This is a genomic window from Brevibacillus sp. HD3.3A, assembly GCF_013284375.2.
Classification (GTDB): Bacteria; Bacillota; Bacilli; order Brevibacillales; family Brevibacillaceae; genus Brevibacillus; species Brevibacillus parabrevis.
In genome coordinates this window covers 1,773,119-1,798,688 of the sequence record NZ_CP085874.1, presented here as the reverse complement: position 1 = coordinate 1,798,688, position 25,570 = coordinate 1,773,119, and the positions used below count along the sequence as shown (strand labels likewise).

The following is a 25,570-nucleotide window of genomic DNA, read 5'->3' as shown; positions in this document are numbered from 1 at the left end:
ATCACTTATTTCTTCTTGAGTTCTTGAGGAGTTGGCATACTACCGATCGTTAATTTGAGGAGTGAGACCGCAAAAAACACTGAGGCTCCAGTAATAACTTTGGACAAGGTTTTAGCTGTACTGGGTTTCATCTTAAAATCACCTCCTTTGCCCGCTTTATGTCAATTAATAGTAACGACTGAGAGAATACAGCCAAAGTAACGACTGAAGACTCAATGAATAAGTGCCCTATCACGATCACGACAGACAGCATCTTAAACGCCGACGTGAGTCTTTCTGGAATATCATTGCCTTGACAATTTGCCGGAGCTAACCACGTGACCAAGAGTATGCTGGTTACTTTCATGACGATCAGTGCTTGCCCACTGATTGGAATCAGTGGTATCACAGCGAACAAGATAACCGAAATAACAACACACAGTCCCAGAGATTTTGCATGATGACCTCCAGAGAACCTGCGGAGAACGGCGAATGCTGCGAATGCTGTCATTGTGCCGATGATTTTACCCGTAATAGCTCCTGCTATGACACATCCTATGATTACCCCTAGCAAATTCATAGTCATTGCTATGCCATATACCAGGACATCCAAATCGCTCGTCTCCTCTGGATTGGCATTCTTTATTCTATTCGCAAGATGTGTTGCCATCCGCTCAATCATATATCCTCCAGCTCTTTTTTGTGGCAGGTAAGCAGCAAAATGACAAGCGCTGTGATTCCCACTGCGATCACGTATTTAAACTCATTGTAATAGTTCAACAATATGTACAAAACGGCGAGTATTGCAGTTGAAGCGGCAATAACACCAACCAAAGCAACCAGATTTGATCCTGTATATTTTGTTTTCCAGCTTATCTCGTGTGGAGGCTGCATGATAAACGAGAACCCAAGATTGAGTTTGTACAGCAGCCAGCTGACAAGAATCATAATCGCATCGTTAACAGCTTGTATTAAAAAAGTACCCATTCCGGCTGATTGAAAAACATCGCCAAGCGTTGCAACTTCAAGTGAAATCAGTGCGGGCGCAACGATCAGTTGTGAAAGATCGAAGCCGAGTATGCCGATAGCGATGAGTAAAGATGCTTCAAAAACTCGAAACTTTATAAGATATCGGAAAAATAATATCAGCAAAATGTACTGCAGCGGCATATCAACCTCAGGAAGATCGAAAACCATCCGGAATACATATGACGTCACTGCCAAGGTACTAGCGATAATCGCAAGTTCCTTTTTGTAGTCCCAAAAGGGGAACCGGAATAACTTGAAAATAAAGGCCAGAACTACCATGATATCTGCGAACCCGAGTAAGAAGTAAAGAATAGTGTTCACTCGCATGTCTCCTTTGCATGTCTCCTCACCTTACAATATCCGTACTTTTCTGCTTTATCAAGTTATTGTAATTTCAAAAAGCCCCGCTCAGCAGAGTAGGGCTTTTTCACATTGGCCAAAGGTCATGTGCCTTGGCTTGTTTCCATCCTTTTTTTCGAACGAAATCCAAAAATTTTTTTTGAATGGATGGAGACGGTATGTAGTTGGGATCATTGCATGCTTTGGTGACAATCGGATTACTTATTTTTGTTTCCTGCTCAACTTCTTTCTGCATGATCCTATTCTGATCCAGGAACTTACCCAATGGTGTTCTGCTCTTTCCAAGTCCAAACATGTTCATCACCTCTATCCAACATTCTTTCCAAGTTGTACATGTTTCAAACTGATTTTTGACTCGTACTTAAAAAATCTTTGAATATTGGACAACTGGTAGCGCATCACATAGTAACATCAAAAGAGTTCGCAACCTAGTTCGCTACCTCTTTCGCATCCCTGGCGTAGCCAACGAACAACAAAGCGAACGAAAAACCTCTTACGCACCAAGGCTCAGCCGCTCATTTTATGGTTCGTTTTTACTGCAACTGTTTCTTGCAGAAACAACAGTGAGGTGGTGTGATGTGCTGCTGGAAATACTTTCGTCGGCAGTATTTGGCGGAGTGGCGTTGTATGCTCATCTACAAAAGTCTGGTGCGACAAATGACAGCGAGAAGCTGAACAAGATTTTTTCGCTGACTGGCCTGAACGTTCGCGATAAAGACAAAACCTACACTGCGCAGCTCGTGAAAAAAGTGAACCATGGCTGGGGTACCGAGTACCGCTATCGCATACCGCTTGGCCGGAGCTTTGAGGACTACCACGCGAAGCTGCCTCACATTCAAGACGGCTTGAACAACCGCAGTACAACGCTGCAGATATCGCTCGCCGACCTAAAGACGTTGAATCGCATGCAGCCCCTTTTTCCACAGATCAAAGATTTGCTCACGAAGAAAAAAGCTGCAAAGAAAGAGGTCGAGATGTCCTTTGACGGCCTGCTCAAATTAAAGGTCTACAACACTCCGATGCCTACTCTGGTCAGCTATGAAGCTACTCCTCTTTCTGATGGATGGAGCGTCCCGGTCGGCCAGATCAGAGAAGGGAATGCCATCATCCAGCACGACTTTGAACAGATACCGCATATGGTTGTCGGCGGCGCTACCCGGTACGGCAAGTCGAATTACCTCAACATGCTGATTGCCACTCTTTTGTCACAGCAGCCGGAACACGTGCGCTTTACCCTGATCGATCTGAAAGGCGGCGTGGAGTTTGCGGGCTATCGGCATATTAAACAGGTCGCCCACTATGCAGAGGAACCGGAAGAGGCAGAGGAGGCGCTACTGAATGTTGTCGAGGAAATGCGGGCAAAGCAGCAGGCTTTTAAACAGCGCGGAGTCAAGAACGTCCAGGAGGCAAAAGACCCGATCCGGCACTTTGTTATTGTTGACGAGGTCGGAGAGCTGAACCCAGACGAGGCAGTAACGAAGGAAGAACGCCAGCTTAAAGAACGCTGCCAAACCTATATGAGCCAGATTGCGCGGCTTGGTGCCGGGCTTGGTTACCGACAGATACTCGCCACACAGTACCCGACGGGTGACGTCATTCCGCGTCAGTGTAAACAAAACAGCGACGCCAAGCTGTGCTTTCGGGTGCAGACGGCCACCGCTTCCAGAGTCGTGCTCGATGAAACTGGAGCTGAAACGCTGCCGGAGATACGCGGTCGCGCCATATACCAGACGGCCGACAAACGGCAGATCGTGCAGACACCGTTGATTGACACGCAGACCATCCGACATGTCGTGCAGCCGCACATCGTTATCAAACCGAGAAAGGAGCAGAACGATGCAGGCAACAATCAGCAGAGTGGAACGACAGGAGCAAATCCTCCAGAGTCTGGACAGATTCGGTTTTTTGAGTAGGGTCCATATTCAACGGCTCCACCGCCTGGGTGGGGATCGTAACGCGCAGAAGGTTCTCAAACAGATGGAAGAGTACCTGTGCAGCTTTCGTGAAGAAGGCTACGGGGCCGTTTACTACCTCAGCAAGGTCGGTCGGCAGATGATCGGCTCGCAGAAAGTCGTCAAGCGAACGTTGCAGGTCAGGCACGCGCTTATGAGAAACGATTTCTTCTTTTACATGCGTTGCCCCATCAACTGGAAGCACGAGGTCAAAGTGACAGATGGTATGACTACTCTCGTCACAGACGTCCACTTTATCAAAAACAGAGCCCATCAGTTCCTTGAGGTGGATAACACGCAATCCATGGCTGAGAACTGCGCAAAAATCAAGCGATATCGGGAAATGTTCGATAGAGGGGTTTTTCAAAGGGAGTTTGGTTACTTTCCGACTCTACATGTCGTTACAGTCAGCAAAAGCCGAGTAAGGCGTTTCGAGGAGATGTGCACGGGAATGCCTGCGAGGATTTACTGCATCCAAGACATCAAGTAAGGAGTGATCAACATGGCGAAGACAGAAGTGATAAAGTTTCGAGACTTCATGGACGGGACGTGGAAACAGCCGAAAAGCAAGCAGGCAGACGTCAAAAAGGTAAGAGACACGCTTGTAAAGTCAGGCGTACTCATCCCACTGGCCTTCTCCACTGCGGCTCAGGCGCACGCCGCGGAAAGTATTAAAACCGTCGCATCCACCGCTATCGCCGGAACGACACTACAACTACTCGCTCATGCTCTTGATCCAGTAACACAGATATTCGTAGCTCTATCACTTCCGATTGCATCGATCGTGCTGATCGGTGGTTGCTACTTCTTCATGTTTGGTCAGTCGGAACGAGCTTGGACCACCTTGCAAAACGCCGGGCTTGGGTATATCCTCATCCAGTTATCTCCTCTGTTTCTCAAGGTGCTGGAGCAAGTTGGCAAGAGCATATGACGAGCTGCGTAAAGGGCGGTAAACCTCAGTCACGCCCGCAGATATGCTCTGATTGCCTACGAAGAGGCGCCAGGTAAGTGTCACATTAAACAGCCCGCCTCTCTTTTGCGGAGGCGGGTCAGTTACTTCCAGTATGCAGTATGTCTCAGTCTAATCCTGCGGACTGTGCCAACCTACGAGCGTCCAGCCTTTCCAACTGTTTACTGACCGTTTTGTTTTGCCTTGTTGAGATCGTTTTATCTGCATCAGACCTGCCCGTGCCTGTTCGACCGTGCCAGGTAACATTTCAGAGTGTTCACGTAACCACAGGTTAAGATTGCGGAACGTATATGTTTCACCTTCTGGCGACCGGATCACCCATACCAAGGCATTTTGGTTTGTTTCAAAAGGACCAGAAAGCGGACTCATCTTTGCGGCAACAGTACCTTTTTTCAGATTAGCGCTTTGGCCGCGAGAGGCAAGCTTGGCTTTTTTCTCGGCGCTCCACCTTCGTGCGCGTCCGGTGTTAACTCTCCGCGCTCTCTCGCTGCGGCATCGCGGTGAGCAGGTAACCTTTTTGTCGCTAGGAGATGCAACAAATGCGGCATCACAAATCACGCAATGCCTGATCATGGCTTCACTGTAAGCAAGTGGCGGATAGTATCGTAGTGCCAGTAGCCGCGCCCGTTGTCATCGTGACCGTCATAAGCTGGTAATGTACCGCGATCAATCCGACCTTTTATAGCTGCGCGCGAGACCCCCAGAGCACGCGCAAGATCGGCTGAAGCGAAGTTTCCAGATATATCACCAGGACCGAACGTTCTGCCGTCTGGTGCAATGAGCACAGGTTGACCATAGGAGCTGCCAACGTGATCTGTCGTAAGTCGCCATCCAGCCCAGATCCCTGTTCCTATCCAGATATCACCATTCTGCGAGTTCTGCTGCATACTGTTCAACCTCCGTTCCTTCGAAGATCGAGCGGAGCGAAGAAAAGTCAATTTCGTCGTAAGAGCATGCGTTTTCTTCACAAAAGGAGTTAATGATTTCGGTCACGTCCAACGCGATCTGTGCGCTGAGAATCTCATCGATGCGAGATTGAGTTTCCTCATCCGCGTTGTCGTACATTTTTTCCAGACGTTTCAGGGCTTCCAAACGATGGCTGCCGGTTACAAGCCCTGTGTCCTCAACATAGAGGATCGGTGCGCCTTGCCAACCATTTTCGAGCATCGAAGCAACAAGTTCTTGCACTTTCGTTTCTTCAACCGGGTTAATCCCTGCATAGTTTTTAATATCGAAATATGTTGTCATCGTCATCGCTCCCCTCTTGTTATGACTTAATAATACTAGAACATTAACATTTTGTTAATGGGAACAAATAAGAACGCACTGTGAATTATTTCTTTTTAACAGGATCGTACAGCCGTAATGCTGTCCATCGGTATCCACTGCCAGTCCTCCTCGTTTGCCAGCTTGATCAGGCGCGCGTTCTGATCGATGAATTTGACCACACCCCACATGTTACGCATTGTGCCAGCCAGTGTCTGAAAAGACATCACATTTTTTCATCAAAGAAAGTCAGGAAAAGTAAAAATAATTGTTTTACTTTGTAATACTATATGGTATAATATATAAAGAAACCAAGGAAAGGGGAAAGCAAAATGCTGGTAGCACGATGGAATATCCAAAAAGATATCACGTTGGAAGAAATGCAAAACTTCAACTCTTCAGATCGTCAGTCTGGAATGGTTTTCCGCATATTTGATGGTGTATGTGCATCAGACTGTGCTACTTATCTGATCTATCTGATTGCCCGGACAATCTTTAACGATAACGGAAAGTTATGCAGTTGCTTCCGAACAAAAAAGAGCCTTGGCGAAATCGTTTTGATGGAAGCAGAAGATACTGGAAACCGATGCATGGATAGACGCCCAATCGTAAAGCCAACCACTGTGATAAAAAGGATACCGGTTGCAGCATTCATCGATTGGAGACGCCTGCGAGATGAACTGAACGTTGTACCAGGTGAAGCGTTCTCTGAGATTCGTGACCTCCTTGACGCAGAACATCAGCAGGAGATCCCATATTCTGCGGAACTCAAGTTTCACGGATATATCGAACTTGACAAGGATGAGCAAGAAGTTCGCATGTCCGTTTCAAGAGATAAGTTCAAAGCTTACCTACAAGGAAAATATAACGCAGTTATTAAGGGTTGATGAGATGAAAATTGATTTGGACGACATCATGGGTCTTTCAGAAGTCAGTGATATGATTGGTAAGTCTAAGCAATATGTGAAGACTTACATTGATCGGGGACAGTTCCCGGAGCCAGTAAAAGTGCTTGCTTGTGGTTCGATTTGGCTCCGAGGCCAGATACAAGCGTGGATGGATACACCACGACGTCCAAGAGGTAGGCGAAGAAAAGAAAACTGATTGTGTATTGTGTAGGCACTATAAGAGTGAAATGGTAGGGTGGTAACGATGTCGAAAAGATCATCAATCATGCTAGAGAGGGAAATGTTGGAGACAATGGCCGTTTATACTTATGAACGGTATGAAAGTGGATGTGAGATTGTTGATTTTGCGGCCTATCAGCTGCTGGAGATCATAGATGATTACGAAAGGCTGCGTATGTTGTATAAACCTAGTGTGGCGTCACTAACTTTTACTGAAACACATAAGGAAGACTTAAAAAGCTTATGTCCTTCTGATAGTCCACGTTCTCTTTTTGTTAAGGCGCCGATTTTAGAAGTGATGCGGCTTTTGGACTCATATATAAGTCTTCGTGATCAGGAAGACATGGAGTAAAAGTATGAAACAAGAAACAAGCCCGTTTTGGGAGGAGTACAAAAAAACAGCCAAACTGGTGTCCTGGGAAAATGAAAAGGCCATGCAGGTAAGCGGTGGAAAAGTAACTGTCAGGAGTGTGTTTGCGAGGCTTGTAAACCTTGAAAAAGAAATCTCTTGGCTCCAGAAAGTCATAGAGTCAGATAGGGATATACCAAGCTCAATTGCTGATATGTTACAAAACTCACTGGAAGAACGTTTACAACTGAAAGCTCGTTTAGAGAAAGTTCTTGATGAAACCACCGTTGAACTTCCGGATTAAAACGAGAAACCCGCTAACCACTTGGCGGGTTCTTTGTTGTAATTGACTGTAGAAATCTTTCCAGACGAACTTGGCACTCTGCTTTCAAAATTTCAATGTTGTAATAGTCTTTGTATTGATAGCCGCGATGAGTCACTAGAACATCGTATCTAAATCCGTCGACTAATTTTTGCGAGTGAAGCTTTCCTCCCGATCTGGTGAACTGTCGGCGGTATTCGTGGTGTTTCCGCTCTGCCCATTGTGACACAGCATCAAGAATTGGACGGTATGATAACTTGAGTTCGATCAGATCAAGACTGTCTGCATCCCGGGCTACCGCCTTGAACAACATGCCATACAAAATCATTTCATGCAGCGCGTTCCGCCAATCGCCAGAATGGTTCATCATTTCTAACACACCACCATAATACAAACAAACGTTTGTTTGTATTATATGCGAACAACTAGCGAACATGCAAATAATAAGCTCCACTTTTAGCGGAGCAATACCTTGCCTATTTTAGGTATCCACCAGGGAAACAATCTCATATTTTCTTTATAGCGAAATCGTGTAATATAAATTGGTGAAGAGGAGGAAAAAGAGGGAATTAATAGCGAATGATTTAAGGGGTCCTAAATAAACGCGATTAGGAGTGAAATCGATGAAAGATGTAATATATTTGGATACTTCGTTTCTCCATTCCTTTATGGCACAAATAAACAGTGGATTGCCAGCACTTACCAACACCGAATTTCAAGAATCTCAAACCAGTACTTCAGCTCAAACCGTTACCGCTGATTCAACAAATGAGATGTTAGGAGAAGTGTCACTTGGTGAAATCGACATTGTAGTATTTAAAAGTCCTTCAGCAAAAGGACAATACAAGTACATAAATAAAAAAGGGAACTCTTCTAGTATTTCTCTTGCTCAGCTGGAAGCAGGGAAAGAAATAATTTCTAAGCAGTTGCATGATAATGCTTTAACGGAATTCGAAAAATATCTTCTTGAAAAAGAAGCCCTAGTTCAAATAACCATTGACAACAATGCCGAAATTGGCGAATACATAAAACTAACTGGATCATTTAGCGTTGTTGATTTAGGCTATTTTAAAAGCGTACTAAATAAAAGCACCTTTGAAAAGTTTATGCGGAACACTGTGGAACAAGAGATGGCTGCAGCCCTTCATGAGCTTGAAAGAGAAAACTTGAATAATGCACAAAAAAATTCGAAAAGGAAGCAAATAAAGGATCTTTATGAAAGTCAAAAAAAGGCCAGCAGTCATTTCCATGAGCTTTTTGAGACACTCTTTGAGTTTATGGAATCGGTTCTCCCCACTAATTCTTATATTAAGATAGGGAAGTACGTTGCACCTCTCAAGTCCGAATTTTTGCGAGAGTCTGCCAAAGAAATGAGTTTTAAATATGGGGTCAACAGTCACCTACAAGTTACATTGATCGGGAAAATAACAAGAGAATATGATAGTCTGTTAGCTCAAAATTCACCTAGCAATGATTCGTCACTAATTTCCGCTTTGCAAGGGTTGTCTTCAAGTGTCGAAACTATGTTGTCTTCTATGGATTTGTTAAATGAAGGAGACTATATTGTTTCTCCTATTGCTATTTTTTTCGAATAAGTCTAGTTGATTCCGACCACTTTTTCATATCTCGATTAAAGGATTCGATTTCCGCTTGCATTTTCTTGTGTTGCTGCTCAAACTCTTTAGATTCACGAGATGCATGATCAATTCCCTTCGAAATGAATTCCCGAATTTTTTTCGAGAACATTTTTTCACCACCTCTTGGCTTATTATATGCACGAATTTGGTTCTTTCACAAGAAAGAGTGCTCACTTCAACGTGTTTTTTAAAAGATCAATTTTAATATTTTTTCTATATCTTGCCACGCTTCAGTACCGTTGCGCATTTTATATGCTATTACTAAAGCCAGAGGTTATAACCCCTGGCTTTAGTAATTTGACTACTGCTCTCGTTTCATTCCCACAGTTCGTGTAGTTCCATCCCACTCAACCTGCAAGTTGAGAGCCACAGCCAATTCACGAGCCGGAGCAAAGGACACTCCGTTTTCAAATGTCTCGGTCATATCATGGCCGTTGACCGTCACTTGCTTTGTCGCGGCGCACCACTCGACCTTGCCGCTAACTGCTTCGGCTACAGCTCTGATCGGCAGCATGGATACGCCGTCTTTGAGGTAGCCAGCTGCCGCCAGGCGCTTGCCGTTGATCTCCACGGTCACCTTGTCCACAGTTTTTTGCGCGGGCTGTGGATTAGGCTTCGAAGCTTGTGCCACATCATCCTTGAACTTGTCCCATGCCTTTGCCGCTGTCAGTCCAGTAAAGCGGCGGGCAAAATTGTCTTCCACGAAGTAAGCCGGGCAGTTCTTGCCTGTTATATCGTAGTGCCGCCACAGCTTGTCTACGCCCCAGCCGTACCGTCGGAGGATGTCCGCGGCCAGCTCCACCGTTCGCTTATACATGGTCCAGAAATCACCGTCCTGGTTCACGCACATCTCGATGCCGATCGTGCAATCGTTCGGGTACGAACTGAGTTGCTTCAAGGCTTCCGGCTTGTACGATTTCGCGCCGACGTGATAGCCCATCTCGTTTTCCGGCAAGCAGCGGACGATCTGCCTGTCGTCCACGATGTAGTGCGCGCTGGCTTCTGTCGTCGGCTTATTGAAGTAGTTCCGGTTCGCCACCGCATCGGCTCCCTTGCCCTCGTTGGCTGTCCAGTGGATGACCAGTCCTTTCGGGACAATCTTTGTGCCTGGTCTGGCCGTTTGGTTCGTGAGCAGCATTTCCGTGATTTGCATGTTATTTCCCTTCCCCTCTCCCTTTTAGTACCTCTACTGCTCGCTTAATCAATTCCGGAACGGGCAGGCCAATGCGTCCCGCGTTCTCGATAATGCTTAGCAGCTCGTTTGCCAGGTAAAAAAAGATCGTCGCGTCGCGGATGAAATTTTGGTCACCAAGCGACATGTCGATCAGATGGGCAATCGCGACCATGCAAAAGATGAACACCTTCCGCGCAATGCCGATCATGCCGACCTTGCTTTTTAACTTTCCTTCCATTCCGGCTGCAATCATGCCCGTGACAAAATCAAAAATGACGAACGCGAGTAGCACACTGAGCAATGCTGACCAGCCGCCAAAAAGAAAAGAGGCTGCTGCGCCTCCGATAGCAATTCCTGCTTTGATAAAGTTGTCCATTCGCTCTTTTCCTCTCTGCCTCGGTGGGCAATAAAAATAGCCCCGGTCGGATCGGGGCTGGCTCATGGTCTTGTTGGTGATAAAAAAACTTACTGGGCCAGTTCGGGCAAGCCCAAAACTTCCAGTTGGCTCTTTACTTCTGGTTTGATCCTTGCTGGCACCTGGGCATAGGTCTTATTGCCTTCGATGATGAGAGTCACGTAGATCACCGCGATAGCCATGTTCTGTTCACCTCCTCCCATCCACAGCAGCAGCCATAATAAAAACGCCTCAGCAGCCCGTTTAAGCTTCTGCATTGGCGTTCACAAGCGCCTCGACTTCCGCGCGGTTTTTTTCTGGTACTTGCTCGATGGTTTTCAGACCTTCGCGGATCAGGTCCGCGTAAATCGGTGACATAGGGTGCATCAGGATGCTCCTCCTTCTTCTTGTTCGGTTTCTTCTGGCAGCAATGGCAGCAGCAACTCGTAGACCTCCGTCATCGCCAGCATGACGTTTTTGTTCTTTTCTTCAAGAGCCAGGTTCTGCTCGTACATGTCAGTGATCGCAAGCATAAGCGTCGTTTTGTCCTCCGTGAGCTGCGAGACTTTCTGCTGGAGTGCTGCTTTTTCTTGCTCCAGCTCTTGGCGTTCGCCTTGAATCTGGCTGACTGGTCGGACATTCGATGTCTGGATGTTCAATCAAAAGCACCTCCTACGCCTTTCACGTATATTGGCCCGATGGCCGTCCCCTTCTCGATCTTGATCCGGAAATTAATGCCCCACTGTTCGGCTGTTTTTGATTCGTTTGCGAACAGATGCGCGCGGTTGAGTTTGACTACGATGGTTGCGTCTTCCCAACTTGGTTCCTCGTCATATGCGTTGTTGCAGACCTCGACTTGCAGGATCGCGCCCGGGGGCAGGTCCCAACTCGGCGTGAGCAACAGGCGTTTGGCCGCTACATCCGTCGTAAAAAAGTCCTTGGTCTCCTGCTGCATGGTGGCAAAGTCCATAGAAACGACGATCTTGTCCACGAAACGCGTAAGCGTGTAAGTGCGCGTCGAGGTCATGCCTTGGTTGTCCGTTGCTTCGATGGTCAGGCTATGCGGCACGCTAGGTTCCAGCCTGATCCACAACTCATGCGGTATGGTGATCGTCTCTTGCTGTCCGGCCACGCCAGAAAACGTACGGATCACCTGGCCGTTGATCTTCTCGGTTACGGTAAATGGATTGGTTTCCGGCTCTGTGATGCTGTACTCGACGGACGGCGGCGCTTCCATGATGCCAAGATCGCGGTTACTGTCGCTGATCGTCGGCGGACGGTTCCAGACCATTCGGAACTTGCGCGTGACTCCCGCGCTTTTGCCGCCTTTGTCGTCTTCGGCCCATACTTCTAGCGTGTGATCGGTGTTCTCCGCCAGATCGACGCCAGCGACATCGACCGCGCCGTCCCACATCCTTTTGCCGCTGTACCTCAGATCGCGAGCAAAAGAAAGAGGCGTGCTGCCGTCAGAGATACCGGATTGCAACGCCCGTGCTGGCCCGCTATTGATTTTGTACCACGTTGTTACCACGTTGCCTGGATCGCCGTCCAGTGTACTTCCCGCGACTGAGAGAGTCGCGTTTTCCGTCAATGTCTGGTTGTCAGGCGTAGTCAGCGTAACGACTGGCTTCTTGTTCAGGTTCAGGACGCCATAGTATTTGACCGCGCCGCTCGCTTGGAAGAATGTCGGCGGCACCGAGAAATCAGTCTGGAACGACTGGTCGTAGAACGTCGCTGGCTTGGTGCCTGCGCCGACTGTGAACGGGCCAGAATATGAGACAAATTCGTTTGTCGACTCGATGCGCTTGATGTAGCCGCCGTCTTCGTAGGTGATGATCAGCTTGCCGTTTTTGTCCGATGTGATGCTGGCGTTCTGGCCTTTTACCAGCTTTCTCGGCGTGGCGAGCCATGTTGTGCCGTCTGCTGAGCTGCTATACCGGATGTACGGGTTAACCGTGTCGCTCGCATCGGTTCCATGCCATGCAACGTGCAGTTTTCCGTTTGGTGTGGTAATCCCATAAGGACTAGATTGTGGATATCCATGTTGATAATGAACATAAGCAAACGTACTCCAAGCAGTACCGTTGTAGATAAATTGAGCGATTCCATTTGAACTTGTTCCGCTATTATAATCGCAAAGTATGATCGGCTTGCCGTCTGATTTAATGATTATAGTCGGATTTTGATTGTTTGTACCTGATGTATTAGACATCGAAGCCTGAGCTACAGCATTTGGTGTACCAAGCGATCCATCCGCCAAAATAGGTATGCTGCCAGCACGAATGTTGAACGAGTTTGGATAGGCGTTGTTTTTCGTGCTGGCTGCCCACCAGATGCGCGAGCCGTCTGGGGCACTGCCGAGGGTGACGCTATTGACCGCTGTCTGCGCAGCATCCAAAATACCGTTGTTGTAAACGAGCGTTCCGTCTGACTTATATCTCCGCATAGCAATCGTTACGCTTGCAGTAGCATAAATGACTGTGAAGTAATCACCATCACCACATGTCGCGACAGAAGTCATGTTGCCCCCGAAGTTCGTCACAAAAACAGTCCATGTCTTACCGTTATCAGTGGACTTGTACGTCCTTATCGTTCCTGTGCTCTGGTCAATAATAGCCCCAACCAACCACCCATTACTCAACCGAACAGGAGGAGCCATCTGCGATACGAGATAAGCCTGGCTGACCACATTGACCGGAACATACAGCTTGCCGTCCTCTTGCTGGATCGTAAAGTTCCGCGTCACCTTCGTGGAGTCGTCGCTGCCATCGTTGGCCCATATCTGGATTGAGGATGACTCGGCGGGCAGTAGGCCAGAAACGTCCGTGGAACCGTCCCAGAAACGCCCCGCACTGTACGTCAAAACCTTGGAAAATGCCGCTGGGTTTGTGCCGTCCGAAACACCTAGCGATAACGTTTGTGTATCCCCGCTCGCTATGGAGTATTTGAGGTATAACGCGTTTCCTGCATCTACATCAGAAATGGTGCCTTCGATTTTGTATGTGTCGCCTTCCGTCAATGAAAGATTATCGGCAGGGTTCGTAAGCGTGAGAGTTGGCGGGTTGTTGGCGATCGGTTCGAGTGCAATTGCTGTGGCCATACCTGCTGATGTCCCGTTAACCTGACTTGACATTTCAGACGTAGGCAGAGAACGGGATTTGTATAGATACCTATAAGATGATTCGATCGCTCCTGCCCCAAGAGCAGCGACATCTAATGCCTCCGTTGTACTCAGCGGGTTTGTGAAATTCACTGTTCCTGATGGTGATTGATTTATTAGAACCATCATTACATTATCTGTCTGTGCCGCGAATCCGCTTGGTGCGAACGACGAGACAGGAGAAGTGTAAGTAGAACCAACATAGGTTTGCACTTGTTTCACGTTTCTATATAAGTGAAACGCCACGCTCCACGCTGTTGGGCCCGAGGTGTTGGAAAATACTTGCCCGCCGTCACCAGATTGAACAAACTTATAAGCCACTGCATACCTAGTGGTTCCAGAAGTGCCGGTTGTCAGCATAGTCCAGCCTGACGGTAGATTAATTGTGCCCGTTGATGATGAATTGATCTCAGCTATTAATAAATCCCCTACCGTTGTACCAGTAGGCAGAGGAACCGTAATGGACGCGACACTCGAACCAGCGCCTGCTGTAGAATTCCCCACATACTCCACCTGTTTTTTGCCTGTTGTCGGGATGGTGTAGTCGATGGTGAGTGTTGGTCTTTGTCCTGCTGCACCACCTTCGTGAGAGTAGAAACTAAATGCTGTAGATGCTCCCGTTTCGGTACTGTCTTTTATCAAAAATCCATTATTAGCTACACCATTCACCCATTCTTGAACAAGAGTTTTAACGTCGATTGGGTATGATGTGCTGGAATTGTTGATGAGTTTTGAAGCGACAACAGCAGGATCAAAAGTAATGTTGCTATTCCATACAACTGTGGTTGGGTCCCAATTGTTAGTTACTTTATGAACATTAACTGTCCTGCCTGCGTTATTAGACGATGTTAATGTTAGAGTTGCACTGTTAATAATGGCGTCATTCGGTATCAAACCTAAATCAAATTTAAGTAAAGCTCTGTTCGCTGTTGTACCAGAAGCGCCGCTATTACCAACGGATAACCCGGTGTTACTCCCGTAATTGGTGCCGGGATTACCCTGACTTATATACGTGTCGCCTAGCTTTACGTTATTACCATCCAATGTTACTGTCGGCATGTCCCTCCCCCTTCCTTCCGCAAATGGCCGTTATCGGCCGGTTTCCAGATCATAGCTGTGCTACTTAATCACCAACTGCGCGTTGGCCTGGTCTACCCAGCCAGCTTCGATGTTCAGCCCCGTTGTTGACGCAAAATCAAACGAAAACAGGTTGTCGCGTAGGTCGTTGGCTAGTGAGCTTTCGAGGGCCTTTACCCGGGATTCAATTGCTGTGATCTCAGTGCGCGGGACGTGCAGGTTCTGGTCGTTCACATGGTCAACCATCGGGTTCAGTGCCGCCGCGTTGATGCGGCTGCCTGGCTCTACGATGCCTACCTTTTCCAGCTCCACGACCTCTACACTTCCATCCTGCCGCCTCATCTGGTACTTCTTCTCGTCACCCAAGTTGTACCGCCTATCAACAAATGGCTGCATCATGTGGCAGCTCCCTCCTTCCATACCGCTTCGATTGGTATTTCGAAACGTAAATCCGTGTCCGGCTTGTCGATGTTGAGCTTGCCTGGCGGGTCTGACCAGCAAATCTGACCTGCTGCATTCTTGATGATGCGCTTGGTGATCCGGCCGACCACATTCGCTGGCACGTCAATAAAAAACCTCACCTTGGCGCCTTCTCGGGCACTGGTGAGGCTGACAGGTATGATAGTGCCGTTTATCTCGATCTCGGCGTTATTACACATCTCCTGCAACCGCTTTGCCTGTTCTTCAAGCGCAAACGGAGTCATCATAGTTCGTACTCACCTCCGGCGGAAAACGTGTCACATGCTTGGTATGTGCTGATGTGCGCGATTGGTTTCACAGGTGTTACATATTCAACCAGTCGATCTTGCCCCGATAGAGAATAAGCGTGAGCCAGATGTGCCAATTTGTTGTCTTTTACATACTCCTCGACTACAGGTAGGCTGTATGATTCAAATGGTGAATCCAGTTTGTACAGAACAAAGTAGTTGCTGTGATCTGGTATGATCTTGGCTTTACCGTTTACAAACATGGCCAGAGCTGACTCGAAATCCTTGGTATTGACGGGGCCGCCTTGTTCTCGCTTCTTGGCCAATATTCGCTTGCGTCTCGTCTCGATGTCTAAAGTAGCATCAACAGGCAAACCGTGTTCAATCTCGCGCTCACTCAACGAGTTTATGGCTGTTTTTACGCGTGTTTCAGCTTTGACCATATCAACCATCCCCATGACATAGTCAAGTGCCTTACCAAGCCCCTCAAACAGCCTGCGCGTGCCTTCTTTTTTCAAGTCAAGCCAACGATGGGGTATGAAGTTAAAAAGAAAGTCCTTGAAACCCACTTTCCTCCCCCCTCCTACATAATCATGATCTGACCAACAACAGCCATATCCGTATTGCCCAGATGACGGTTCGCTGTTGGTGTTGACATCTCAAAGTCGATGAGGACAGGAAGTTTTGACGGATCACTTGGACTCGTGGCTTGCTTGGCAGTCGTTATCAGATCAATAACCCGGACTACACGATCTGCGTTTGCCTTCTTCTCGATGTAGGCTGCTATCGCGCTTTGTACAAGTGGCTTACCCGTTTCCAGAGTGTACCCCGGGGCCCACTGAGCGTTTTGAAGCGTCACGTCAATGAGAATTGGCGTTGGAGCCAGAACCTTTACTCCGCCATCTGCCAGTCCAGCAGGTGTCTTCGTGTCGATGTAAGTTTGGCAGTCATCAACGACAGTCTGGTCAGGTACTCCATTGACTCCGGTGATAACGATGTCAATTGTTCCATTACCTCGACTCAGTGGGATCACCAGCGCTGATACTACTCCAGAAACCGACTCTGCCCATGTTTTGTAGTCGAGTGCTGTACCGCCCTTGCCAGGGTTCTTCTTGCGATCCAGGATGCGTTTGCGGTATGTCTCATCATCTTCTGTGTCTGTACCTGACTTGTAGACAGTTGCGTCAGTTACGAAGTCAAATCCAGCCTGAGCAACCAAGTTGATTGCACCATTTGGCACATTCCCATGCTCGCCTACTTCTGTACACTCAACCAAAACGTCATTGACCGATGTTGCCCCGTATGGAATTTTCTTTGCTTGACCAGGTATGACACGATATTGTTTCGGAGGATCACTTCCGACAGGCGTCGTTGTCACCAGAAAGTTGTCTGGCACAGGCGTATCCGTGGAAACAGGCGAGCTTTTATTAAGTGTCACAGCGTATATAGCCTTGGTGGGCTGTTTACGCGGCATATCGTATTCATCGCCCAACTCATCAAGTTTTTCGTCAGTGGCGGTTACCGCTGTGAGATTGTCATACACGAATCTGAGTATGACCACTATCATGTACGCCGCCTCTCTCAGGCCCAGGATGATGTGTTTGACAACCCACTGATTTGACAGATCGTCGATCGTTTTGTTCTGGCCGACTATCTCTTCAACAAACTTCTGGGTCAACTCATCTTTCGTTGGCCAGGTTACCACTTCATCCACCTCCCAATGAGAATGCAGCTTCTGCTATGTCAGCCACATCCCGTACCCTATACTTTGCGTACAGGACCTTCACTTGTTGACCATCGAACGTTTCCAGCTTCAGGTGGCAGTCTATGACCTCTTCAATCCATCCAGGTCCGTTCTCAGTTCCGACCTGTAGCAACGTATCCCGTGCAATAGATTCGGCAGTCTTTTTGTTTTCCGGAGTAAACGGCTTGGCCAGAATCTCGCTGAGAGTGCAGCCATACTCCGGGTAAAACTCGCTTTCTCCGAGCGATGTGAGCAAACGGAGGTAAGCCTGCTGCTTGACGTTTTCCAGCCCGCTCACCGTTGCCAACGTATCGCCTGACCACATGATTTCACCGTTTATCACGAGTAAATCGGTTCCGTAGTTCATTGTTCTGCCACCTCGCCCTGATCGAGTAGACCAAGCACAACATATGTACCTGATCCGTTTGTGCCCTGAACGTTTGCCATTAAGACCTCCTGTTCGAGCTTGTATGGAAACTCCGGTTCATAGACTCCTGACCCTGTCTCGATTGGATAAAACGTGTCTTTCAAGCATCGACACCATCCCGACTCCACGCCCCATGGTTCAAGTTCAACCTTCACCATCCGGTTATCTTTATCTACCGAGACGACCTTGCCAAATACAAAAGGAGATGCCGGCAGCATCACCTCAATGTCTCTTTTATTCTGCCAGTTGAGACTCAACCGAATCGGCCTCCTTCCTCCAACTCCAAGTTTGTGAATGTGACTTCGGCTTTCAACCCATCATCTCGTGATCCAGATATGACAACCTTCGGTGTGAAGTACACTTGTGATAGACCTTTGCCAACACCATACAACACGATACGACGATCATTGGACAGTTCAGGAAAGAAGTCTGTGGTGAAAGAGCCGTGAACCTGCTGCCGAGAAAGGTCTTTCAGGATGCTCCGCGCGCGCCGCTGTGCTTCGTCTCGTGTGATGCCAGGGTAGTAATAGCGTTGCGTGTACTTGTTTCCAGAAGAGGACCCAGTAAAGGAAGCCTTCTCAACGATGCGTTGACCTTTCATTCTTCCCACCCCGCGCTTCTTCACCGCCCCAGGAACAAATGAGATTACCTCTACAATGAGATTGCGAGACGCATTGGGTGCCCGCTCGATCTGTAACCCGCTGTCGATGTTGTGACCCCAAGTGAATACGAGAGGGTCTTTTTTGTAGTTTGGCAGCATTTCTCGTGGCCCGTAGTACCAGTCGGTTCCTTGCACATGAGTTGTGAAACCATCGTTTTGCGCCAGATAGAGCACCAAGTCCCAGTGTGATACCTCACGATTTACGTTGGCGTGGTCATCTTTCACATACTCGCCAACTGGTGCCTCGCTTTCCTGTGGAACAACCGGGTTCAGTCCATGCTTGCGTGCGATCTGCTTAAACGCCGCTGTACTGGTTAGGTTCTGCATCTTCACCGTTTCTTTGAAGTCGAAAGCTCTGGCTGCATATGAGCGCCCATAGATCGATACGACTTCGCCATCTGTGGTGTCAAAACTCCATACCGGGTAGTCCATGTCACCCTCGATCAACAATGCTGGTTTACCCTCTCCCTCAAAACCAGCTTCGATTCTCACATTGGCAGAACCAAAAACCAGATCAGCTGCTTGCGTGCTCCCACTGTACAACAACGGATCGGTTGGTTTGTCTGTCACTTCCCAGGGCAACTTTACTTCGAATGAGTCCACAGCTCCAAGCCCACTCTTTTCTACGGTAAACGAAATCCAATTCTTAACCATTTTTCCGTTAATCGTGATGTTTACTACAGGTCTGCCATATCCGCGAAAAGGGCCTTCCTGACTGACTCTATCAAACATACAACGTCACTCCGACTCTTAGATTGTGCGGTCCGTTCTTCAGCGCCTGTTGATTTTTCGGGTTGCTTGCGATTTCAGGCCATTTGTTCGGGTCTTTCTTTAGTCGAGCTGCAATCTTCGATAAGGTGTCTCCTGGCTGCACGACATACGTCGTTGTGGTCGATGCTGCTGGTGTAGATGGTGATTTTTTCGCAATGGCCAGAGCCGCTTTGTCTATCGAATCTTTCGGAGCAGCGCCCCCGCCTTTCTCATCGAATACTCGTTCAAGTGTGATAGAGAACCCGATGCGATGTTCGGTCTTCACATCTGGATAGAAAGACGTAATAACGACAGGAAAGCTAAAGATGTCCGTCGCAAATGTTACAGGCTTACCCGCCGTTCGCATGTTACCGATCTTTAGCATGCGTTGGTAAGCATCTTGGCCAATAAAAAAACCGTTCCAGGTGATCGGACGGTAATCGGCTCCCATGAATTGGATTGACCTGGTGCCACCCGGAAACTTCCGGATAGCAACGAACGTTTCGCCGCCCAGATTGGCCTCGTCAGGCTTCTCAAAGTTGCGCAGCTCCACTCCGCCCAGTGATACTCGCATGATCAGATGCCTCCTCCGATGGTGCCGATGGTGAGTCGACCTTGTTTTAAGTTCCTGCTCAATTCTCTCATGGCCTTTTTAATCACTTTATCAGCGAGGTCATCAGGAGTTTCACCCGGCTGCTGATAGATATTGATTTCGCCAATCAGAGGAGCCGTTCTATATGCGCGGTCTTCGATATCTCCGTTCTCAAAAAAAGATTTCGTTGGACGAATTTTTCTGCCAGCCTGATAATCCTGTTCAAATGAGTCAATTGAGGTTGGCTTCATGTTCAGAGCTTCAGCAGTTTCAGCAGCCATGTTTCTGACCAGATGTAGATTATTCCGCATTCCTTCGGCTAATGACCGCATCAAGTTTCCGCCCCACAAGTGATTGGTTCTCAATGGCCCTTCTTTTGTTGGAGAAGCAATACCAAGCCAATCTTTGATTGTTTGTGCTGCCTTTCTCATCGACTCTGGTATCGTGCTTAACTTGCTATTAATACCACTAACGAATGAGTCGATAAGATTCGCTCCCCAGGTCAAGGCATCTGCAGTAATTCCACCAATTATCCTTTCAACCATACCTAGCGCGTTTTTTATGATCTCAATTATGTTACCCCAAAGTTTTTCACCAGTTTCTCCAAGTGATGTCCACGCTCCAGACCAGTCACCCTGCAAGATTTTTAAACCGACTTTTATCATGCCGGAAATAAAGTTCCAAGCAAATGCGATCGTCTCTTTAATTACAGGCCATACAGTAATGGTGACGTTTTTAATTATTGACCATGCAGTTGCAATGACTGCTCCTAGTACAACTGCGCCTGTAGTGACGAAGTGTTTGATGAAAGCCCAGTTAATCCTAATGACGTTTTTTAAATCAGGCCAGATATCCTTAGTGTATGAAGTAATGGCGCCCCATGCTTGCTTTATTGAACTCCAAAGCTCTTTTACCGCAGCAGAAACTGGCGGCACCACTTCTTGGATGGCTGCAACTACGTATACAGAGATGCCATCCCACAATACTGTTACAAAATCAAGCACCGATGACCATGCTGGCTTGACCTCGTCCCAAACCGACTTGATAGCTGGAGGAAGTGACCAGGATAGTTGTTCTTTAGCTTCAGGATCGTTTTCAACCTTAATATCGCTTCTTGAAAAACCAAGGAACTTCTCAATTTTGTCCTTATTGGTACTTATCCAATTTCCGATTCGTTCAAACTGAGAAATCGACTCTGTTGCTGCTACTGAAAACGCTGATCCAACATTATTTTTTACCCAATCTACTACAGGAGAAATTGCATCTAGGACACCTGACCAAACGGCTTCTGCATATGGTTTCAACGTGTCCCAGTGTTTATAAAGCAAAATTACTGCGCCTACTATTGACCCGATTGCTAATGCGATTCCACCGCTAATTGCAATGACGGTTCCCATACCAATTCCTACGGCTCCTAATGCTAAAGACAGCGCCCCGAATGCTGCAATAACAACCATTACAACACCAGAAATTGCAGCCAGTGCGCTAAGTCCCCCAGCTATTGCAAAAATGTACCTACTGACATCAGGATGCTTCTGAAAGAAAATCGCAGCTTTGGCTAACTGATCATTAATAAAGGCAAAAAATGAAGTTGCCCCATCAAGTAACGGTGAACCAAGTGCAGTCAAGAAGGTATTCCACGCCTCTCTTGCTGTATCGAGCACTTGATTGTAGTTTTGCATTTGAATCCTCACCCGATCAGTAAGCGTAAGCTGCTTTTCCAGACCATTGTTTATTTCTTCAAGAGAACCCTCACCTGTTCGAAGTAGTGTGTATGCAGTTCTCCCACCTTGCTCACCAAAGACCTTGTGAAACAGCTTGATGACTTTGTCGGTTCCCATTCCCTGATTGGCCATTTCAAATTGCCGTTCAATGGATTTTTCGTCGACAAGCAAATTTCCGCCACCAACAGTTTCTCTAAGAATTTTAGCGATTTCCAGTGCGGATTTCAGTTGTCCGCGCGGGTCTTTCTTATAATCAAGGAAGACGGACCTGCCTTGCGAATCTAACCAGCCAGCCTCTGCCATCATTTCCGTTTGTCGTTTGGTCTGAGGAACAAGTCGCTCCAGGAAGTTCCGCACAAATGTACCCGCGCTTGCGCCTTCTGGTGTCTGTGTTCGTGTGAGTGCTACAAGCATCGATGAATCCAGCACCTGCTCATATTTGCTGCGAGTTCCCCACATTTGTGAAGCAACCCCAGCCATGTTACCTAATCCACGGTTAATGTCCTCGGCTTTTGCACTTGAAGAAGCAGCCACTTTAGTTACGATATCAGCAGCTTCAAGCATTTGCTCTCCAATCAGTTGAAAACCAGCTCGTGTCTGAACCATTAGCTCGGCTGCCGCTTCCGGAGCCATTTTGTTAAGTTGAGCAAATTTTATAGTTGCTTCCGCAGCCCCGTTCATCACGTTTTGATAATCGATGCCGCCCTTTTGCAAATCAAGAATTACCCTTCCAGCATCCAAGTTGGAAAACGAAGTTTCAAGACCTAGTCGCGTGGACAAGTCCTGAACCTCTTTCATCTTGGCAGTGATTTCGTCTGCTTTGGTAGGATCATAGAGGTCTTTTCCAAATGTCTGTGCTCGAATCTCTGTCATGATTTCCTGTAAGTCTCCAGCACGATTGACTGCTGCCCCAGCTGCGTCCGCAACTGCCTTAAAAGCTAACACTCCTCCTGCGCCCAACGCACCACCAGCAAAAGCCGTGTTTCGAAATCCATCCATTCGTCTCTGTACGTCCTCGGTAGCACCTTCCAAAAGACGAAACTGGCGAATGATGCTTGTCACACCCGATGAAACCATATCTGATAAGGAAAGGGCGATGGCTAAATCAAGGACAGTGCTCACCTTATTGCTCACCTCCCAAAATCAAGCCCAATAAAAAAGACCGCATATCTGCGATCTTTTGGATGATTCTGCTATTTAATATTGTTCAATGCCGCCTCATAAAGCTTTGCTTTGTCTTCAGGCAAGTCACCATTGATTTGTACCAAGACATTATCTTTGACGAAGACCCAAGAGAAGAACATTGCGCTTTGTTTGCCTGCCTCTACATAAAATTGTTTCATCTTCTCTAAATCATCTTGTGATTCAAATGTTAACACACGGCCGCCTGCGTTTTCACCAAGCGATGGAATGTAGAATCGTTTGCCAGACTTAGCTGTCATTGGAGCCATGCCATAGTCGGACTTCTCCATGTCCTTTACATTTTCTGCTTCCAAACTTGACGTTTTAAAACTGTTAATAACCTGATCTGGAGTCCATTTTTCATAGGTTGAGCATCCAAAAACAAGTGACAAAATGAGAACAAAAGTAAAGAATAACAAAATTTTAGTAGTTTTTCTCACAACATTCGCCCCTCTTCAAATACTCCTTTCACTCTAGCATTGATGATCTGTAAAATTCAACCAACTTTCTACATTAATCAGAAAATCCCCCGAATCAGAAGATCGGGGGATTATTCTTTCGCCACTCATTCACTTTAATGACGGTCGCCATTAGTGTGATTTCGTCCATTTCCATCGCTTCTGTGTACGAAATACCTGCCCCCGAAGCCAAAGCGACTTCTACACGGTTACTGAACCAGGGGGCTTCTGCGAGTTTTTTGCCGCTTCCTCCAGCTTCTCTCGAACTGCTTTAGGAGCAGTTTTTCCCTCCAACTCATTCCACTCATCGTATGTGAAGTTATCCATCAGTTCGAATACTTCAGCTTCGTTTTTAGGGATGTCTACTGCCTGTCCGTTAACTGTTTCAATTGCTACGATTGTCGAAATGGTCACTGTCGCCAGGACACTACCAAGATTTGCACCACTATCACCAAAAGTCAGTGCTTGCAGTTTACGCTCGATGAAGTTGTGCTGACCCTTTTTCTCGCGCAAAGTAACTTTTTTCCCAGTAGAGAGTGTGATTTCCATGTATAGTTCCTCCTTAAATCAGCACGCGTTTTGTAGCATGCCAGTTGATCGAATTATTTACCGGCTTGTTATTGCCATCGACATCAGCTTTGTAGCCATCGAAGGTCACATCAACGAATTTGTACTTTTTCACGGTTCCATCTTTGTATGTTCTTGTTGTGAAAATGACGAACTTTAGTGTGTCACCTGTTTCCTCTTGATACTTGATCATGGCGTCGACAATATCATCATAAGCCCCATTGGTGTCTTGTCCGCTGATGGCTCCCTTCCACCCTTGCTCGATTGTGACAGTATGCTCTGTTTCTTCTCCAATCGGCGCTTTCTTTTCTTGAGTAGAAATTTGTTCTTCAGACCATTTCAGGATTTCAGGCGCCTTTTGCAAAACATTACCATCGCTGTCCGTGATGGCAATAACCAGCTTTTTACCAAGCAGACCAGCTTGTGCCATTATTGACTCACCTCCACGTTAGTCCCGCCCTGGTAGTTGAGCAGAATCCATTCTGCGGTGTTGTAATGCTTCACTTTGATGTCTTGAATAAACTGATCGATGTTCTTCGCAGCGAGATTGAAGACGATGGAATAGTCCTCGATCTTGCTTGTTTCCGTCTCGGGGTTGCCAGGAGTTTTCAGTTTATCGAAGAAGGTTCGAATGCGGCGTTCTGCATCGTCTCTCATCTTCTTCGTCATGGCGCGTCCTTGCCACGGTGCAGCAACAGCAGCCAACTGCCTTTCGATCCAACTGTTCAGCCGACGGCGGTTTGTTTTGCGATTTTCGTTGTCTGAAATCACATCTCCGGCCTCGTCTGTTTTTGCGAGCAAATAGTCGCTCGACATTCGCCATGCAAGTGAGCCATCGCCCGCAGCAGATGGCTTCAGCTGAAAAGTCGCAATTTGGTGCTCGTACAGCCTCTGGTAATCATCGAAAGACAACTCCATGTCAGCACCCACGATCCACGGGCATTCGACAGCCAGACTGGAGTCTTCAACGTTACCCTTCACATGAACGATAGCAGAGAGGCACGCAGCCGAGAGACGCTGTCCCGTTACAGATCGGTAGTAGTTCATTGCCATTTGACCAAACCCAGAGTCGTAGGTATCGCGGTATGTGATAGCCCCGTCAATGCCTGGAGCCGATCCAGTTCCGATGTAAGTAGTGCAGTTGTTCTTCTCTCCAAATGTAAGGAGTGCATCGTCTACTGTTGGACTGGAGTAGTTGATGTGTGCAACATCTGTCACGATATTTCCGATTACCTCCAGCAGCTTCAGCCCAGACCGCTTGCCTGTCCCAGGGTCATACGAACCTAACCGATCGTTATCTGTGATTGCAGCTCCATTGCTGCCACCGACAAGCTGTGTCTTGGCTTTGACAGCCGGACGAGCTTCTGGATTGGATGGGTCTGTCGAGTGCAGGTTTTCCAACACAAAATGCTCGCTGCTGGTGTTCACTACATTCACCGCGTAACGAGCATTCTCTGGTTTCATACTAAGGTTGTCGTATGTTTCTGTCGTTATGTCAGAGGTAAGGATAAGCTTGAATGTGTCGGGAGCTGTTGCCTCTGCTACTTCTACAGTGAAAATATTTGCGTAAGCACCAGGATACTTTGCAGCTACCTTCAGTGTTGGCGCTGGAGTTCCTTGTCGATCGCTCAGAGTCAGGCTTGCAGTCACATGTCCAGAACCAAGCACGCGTACAAAGGCAGCCTTTTTGACTTTGGCATGTTTCAAGTGATCCAGCAGAGCGTTGCCTGCGGTGGGCTTGTCTACTGACCCAAGCACCGGTAGTGCAATCTCATGCAGTTTTTTTGTTGGCGTTTCCGAGATCAACACAAACTCGTTTACTGGTCCGCGGTCAAATTCACCAACAAACGCCGGAATAAAGTCGCTGGTCTTCACTTCATCACTTTGCGGAACTGCTTGTTCATTGATGTACAAGCCCGGCGGATATCCAGCCAGTGATGTTACTCCTCGCAAGATCATGTT

Annotated in this window: 33 protein-coding genes; 7 read left to right on the top strand and 26 right to left on the bottom strand. The window is 47.4% G+C overall.

All coding sequences use genetic code 11. The annotated features are described in order from the left end of the window. Window positions 1–5 precede the first annotated feature (5 nt). From HP435_RS29055 to HP435_RS08800, 4 genes are all read right to left on the bottom strand, one after another. Entirely contained in the window at window positions 6–131 is a 126-nt protein-coding gene (locus tag HP435_RS29055; protein ID WP_255679214.1) for a hypothetical protein, read from the bottom strand. Beyond that, window positions 128–661 carry an accessory gene regulator B family protein gene (locus HP435_RS08810; RefSeq protein WP_173600129.1) on the bottom strand — a complete coding sequence of 178 codons (534 nt, stop codon included), beginning with the start codon at window positions 659–661 and terminating at the stop codon, window positions 128–130. Before HP435_RS08810 ends, HP435_RS29055 begins: the two co-directional genes overlap by 4 nt. Continuing rightward, window positions 658–1,329, bottom strand: a complete 672-nt coding sequence (locus HP435_RS08805; RefSeq protein ID WP_173600130.1) for a hypothetical protein — start codon at window positions 1,327–1,329, stop codon at window positions 658–660. The genes HP435_RS08810 and HP435_RS08805 overlap by 4 nt, the downstream gene beginning before the upstream one ends. Window positions 1,330–1,435: 106 nt before the next feature. Then, window positions 1,436–1,663, bottom strand: coding sequence for a transcriptional regulator (locus HP435_RS08800; RefSeq protein WP_217365859.1), 228 nt, complete (start codon window positions 1,661–1,663; stop codon window positions 1,436–1,438). Between the two features lie 283 nt (window positions 1,664–1,946). Between HP435_RS08800 and HP435_RS08795 the strand changes: the two genes are divergently transcribed. The 3 genes from HP435_RS08795 to HP435_RS08785 are packed head-to-tail and all read left to right on the top strand — an operon-like array spanning window position 1,947 to window position 4,251. Further along, window positions 1,947–3,281, top strand: coding sequence for an FtsK/SpoIIIE domain-containing protein (locus HP435_RS08795; protein WP_173600132.1), 1,335 nt, complete (start codon window positions 1,947–1,949; stop codon window positions 3,279–3,281). After that, complete coding sequence (locus HP435_RS08790) at window positions 3,205–3,810, top strand: replication-relaxation family protein (protein ID WP_173600133.1); 606 nt, start codon at window positions 3,205–3,207, stop codon at window positions 3,808–3,810. Before HP435_RS08795 ends, HP435_RS08790 begins: the two co-directional genes overlap by 77 nt. Window positions 3,811–3,822: 12 nt before the next feature. Then, window positions 3,823–4,251 carry a hypothetical protein gene (locus HP435_RS08785; RefSeq protein ID WP_173600134.1) on the top strand — a complete coding sequence of 143 codons (429 nt, stop codon included), beginning with the start codon at window positions 3,823–3,825 and terminating at the stop codon, window positions 4,249–4,251. A gap of 900 nt (window positions 4,252–5,151) precedes the next feature. Here HP435_RS08785 and HP435_RS08780 read toward each other — a convergent pair. Beyond that, window positions 5,152–5,544, bottom strand: coding sequence for a ParB N-terminal domain-containing protein (locus HP435_RS08780; protein ID WP_173600135.1), 393 nt, complete (start codon window positions 5,542–5,544; stop codon window positions 5,152–5,154). 89 nt (window positions 5,545–5,633) lie between these two features. Continuing rightward, window positions 5,634–5,783 carry a YolD-like family protein gene (locus HP435_RS08775; protein WP_173600136.1) on the bottom strand — a complete coding sequence of 50 codons (150 nt, stop codon included), beginning with the start codon at window positions 5,781–5,783 and terminating at the stop codon, window positions 5,634–5,636. 105 nt (window positions 5,784–5,888) lie between these two features. On the opposite strand from HP435_RS08775, the gene HP435_RS08770 reads away from it, so the two are divergent. The 3 genes from HP435_RS08770 to HP435_RS08760 all read left to right on the top strand — a co-directional run bounded on the left by HP435_RS08770 (window position 5,889) and on the right by HP435_RS08760 (window position 7,336). Beyond that, the gene (locus HP435_RS08770; protein WP_173600137.1) at window positions 5,889–6,443 is read left to right on the top strand and encodes a hypothetical protein; all 555 of its coding nucleotides are present in this window, start codon (window positions 5,889–5,891) and stop codon (window positions 6,441–6,443) included. 265 nt (window positions 6,444–6,708) lie between these two features. After that, window positions 6,709–7,035, top strand: a complete 327-nt coding sequence (locus HP435_RS08765; RefSeq protein WP_173600138.1) for a hypothetical protein — start codon at window positions 6,709–6,711, stop codon at window positions 7,033–7,035. A gap of 4 nt (window positions 7,036–7,039) precedes the next feature. Beyond that, entirely contained in the window at window positions 7,040–7,336 is a 297-nt protein-coding gene (locus tag HP435_RS08760) for a hypothetical protein (RefSeq protein WP_173600139.1), read from the top strand. Between the two features lie 13 nt (window positions 7,337–7,349). Here HP435_RS08760 and HP435_RS08755 read toward each other — a convergent pair whose 3' ends face one another. Further along, window positions 7,350–7,724, bottom strand: coding sequence for a YhjD family protein (locus HP435_RS08755; RefSeq protein ID WP_173600140.1), 375 nt, complete (start codon window positions 7,722–7,724; stop codon window positions 7,350–7,352). Window positions 7,725–7,977: 253 nt separating this feature from the next. Here HP435_RS08755 and HP435_RS08750 point away from each other — a divergent pair, with 253 nt between their 5' ends. After that, window positions 7,978–8,949: a DUF6414 family protein gene (locus HP435_RS08750; RefSeq protein WP_173595717.1), complete on the top strand. Its 972-nt coding sequence runs from the start codon at window positions 7,978–7,980 to the stop codon at window positions 8,947–8,949. Window positions 8,950–9,292: 343 nt separating this feature from the next. Here the strand turns inward: HP435_RS08750 and HP435_RS08745 are convergent, their stop codons facing one another. The 19 genes from HP435_RS08745 to HP435_RS08660 form a co-directional block, all read right to left on the bottom strand. Then, a complete protein-coding gene (locus tag HP435_RS08745) occupies window positions 9,293–10,144 on the bottom strand; it encodes an N-acetylmuramoyl-L-alanine amidase (protein WP_229049872.1) in 852 nt (283 codons plus the stop codon). Between the two features lies 1 nt (window position 10,145). Then, window positions 10,146–10,541: a phage holin family protein gene (locus tag HP435_RS08740; RefSeq protein WP_173600029.1), complete on the bottom strand. Its 396-nt coding sequence runs from the start codon at window positions 10,539–10,541 to the stop codon at window positions 10,146–10,148. Between the two features lie 89 nt (window positions 10,542–10,630). Then, entirely contained in the window at window positions 10,631–10,762 is a 132-nt protein-coding gene (locus HP435_RS29050) for a CD1375 family protein (RefSeq protein ID WP_255679213.1), read from the bottom strand. A gap of 61 nt (window positions 10,763–10,823) precedes the next feature. Next, on the bottom strand, window positions 10,824–10,946 hold the full coding sequence (locus HP435_RS08735) for a CD1375 family protein (RefSeq protein ID WP_217365846.1): 123 nt from the start codon (window positions 10,944–10,946) through the stop codon (window positions 10,824–10,826). Beyond that, on the bottom strand, window positions 10,946–11,218 hold the full coding sequence (locus tag HP435_RS08730) for a hypothetical protein (RefSeq protein WP_173600028.1): 273 nt from the start codon (window positions 11,216–11,218) through the stop codon (window positions 10,946–10,948). The genes HP435_RS08735 and HP435_RS08730 overlap by 1 nt, the downstream gene beginning before the upstream one ends. Further along, a complete protein-coding gene (locus HP435_RS08725; protein WP_229049871.1) occupies window positions 11,215–14,778 on the bottom strand; it encodes a DNRLRE domain-containing protein in 3,564 nt (1,187 codons plus the stop codon). The genes HP435_RS08730 and HP435_RS08725 overlap by 4 nt, the downstream gene beginning before the upstream one ends. Window positions 14,779–14,838: 60 nt before the next feature. Continuing rightward, the gene (locus tag HP435_RS08720) at window positions 14,839–15,195 is read right to left on the bottom strand and encodes a hypothetical protein (RefSeq protein WP_229049870.1); all 357 of its coding nucleotides are present in this window, start codon (window positions 15,193–15,195) and stop codon (window positions 14,839–14,841) included. Then, the gene (locus tag HP435_RS08715; RefSeq protein WP_173600236.1) at window positions 15,192–15,503 is read right to left on the bottom strand and encodes a hypothetical protein; all 312 of its coding nucleotides are present in this window, start codon (window positions 15,501–15,503) and stop codon (window positions 15,192–15,194) included. The genes HP435_RS08720 and HP435_RS08715 overlap by 4 nt, the downstream gene beginning before the upstream one ends. Then, the gene (locus tag HP435_RS08710) at window positions 15,500–16,072 is read right to left on the bottom strand and encodes a putative phage tail protein (RefSeq protein WP_229049869.1); all 573 of its coding nucleotides are present in this window, start codon (window positions 16,070–16,072) and stop codon (window positions 15,500–15,502) included. The genes HP435_RS08715 and HP435_RS08710 overlap by 4 nt, the downstream gene beginning before the upstream one ends. Window positions 16,073–16,086: 14 nt before the next feature. Next, window positions 16,087–17,208, bottom strand: a complete 1,122-nt coding sequence (locus tag HP435_RS08705) for a baseplate J/gp47 family protein (protein WP_229049868.1) — start codon at window positions 17,206–17,208, stop codon at window positions 16,087–16,089. 1 nt (window position 17,209) lies between these two features. Beyond that, window positions 17,210–17,614 (bottom strand): GPW/gp25 family protein, encoded by a 405-nt coding sequence (locus tag HP435_RS08700; protein ID WP_229049867.1) that lies wholly within the window; start codon window positions 17,612–17,614, stop codon window positions 17,210–17,212. Further along, window positions 17,611–17,931, bottom strand: coding sequence for a hypothetical protein (locus HP435_RS08695; RefSeq protein ID WP_173600246.1), 321 nt, complete (start codon window positions 17,929–17,931; stop codon window positions 17,611–17,613). The genes HP435_RS08700 and HP435_RS08695 overlap by 4 nt, the downstream gene beginning before the upstream one ends. Then, window positions 17,928–19,067, bottom strand: coding sequence for a hypothetical protein (locus HP435_RS08690; protein WP_229049866.1), 1,140 nt, complete (start codon window positions 19,065–19,067; stop codon window positions 17,928–17,930). The genes HP435_RS08695 and HP435_RS08690 overlap by 4 nt, the downstream gene beginning before the upstream one ends. Then, a complete protein-coding gene (locus tag HP435_RS08685; RefSeq protein ID WP_229049865.1) occupies window positions 19,060–19,659 on the bottom strand; it encodes a LysM peptidoglycan-binding domain-containing protein in 600 nt (199 codons plus the stop codon). The genes HP435_RS08690 and HP435_RS08685 overlap by 8 nt, the downstream gene beginning before the upstream one ends. Window positions 19,660–19,661: 2 nt before the next feature. Continuing rightward, entirely contained in the window at window positions 19,662–22,523 is a 2,862-nt protein-coding gene (locus HP435_RS08680) for a phage tail tape measure protein (protein WP_229049864.1), read from the bottom strand. Between the two features lie 71 nt (window positions 22,524–22,594). Next, window positions 22,595–23,023, bottom strand: a complete 429-nt coding sequence (locus HP435_RS08675) for a hypothetical protein (protein ID WP_173600221.1) — start codon at window positions 23,021–23,023, stop codon at window positions 22,595–22,597. A 219-nt stretch (window positions 23,024–23,242) separates the two neighbouring features. Next, window positions 23,243–23,590 carry a hypothetical protein gene (locus HP435_RS08670; RefSeq protein WP_173600222.1) on the bottom strand — a complete coding sequence of 116 codons (348 nt, stop codon included), beginning with the start codon at window positions 23,588–23,590 and terminating at the stop codon, window positions 23,243–23,245. A gap of 13 nt (window positions 23,591–23,603) precedes the next feature. Beyond that, window positions 23,604–24,038, bottom strand: a complete 435-nt coding sequence (locus HP435_RS08665; RefSeq protein WP_229049863.1) for a hypothetical protein — start codon at window positions 24,036–24,038, stop codon at window positions 23,604–23,606. Continuing rightward, window positions 24,038–25,567, bottom strand: a complete 1,530-nt coding sequence (locus HP435_RS08660; RefSeq protein WP_229049862.1) for a phage tail protein — start codon at window positions 25,565–25,567, stop codon at window positions 24,038–24,040. Before HP435_RS08660 ends, HP435_RS08665 begins: the two co-directional genes overlap by 1 nt. Window positions 25,568–25,570 lie beyond the last annotated feature (3 nt).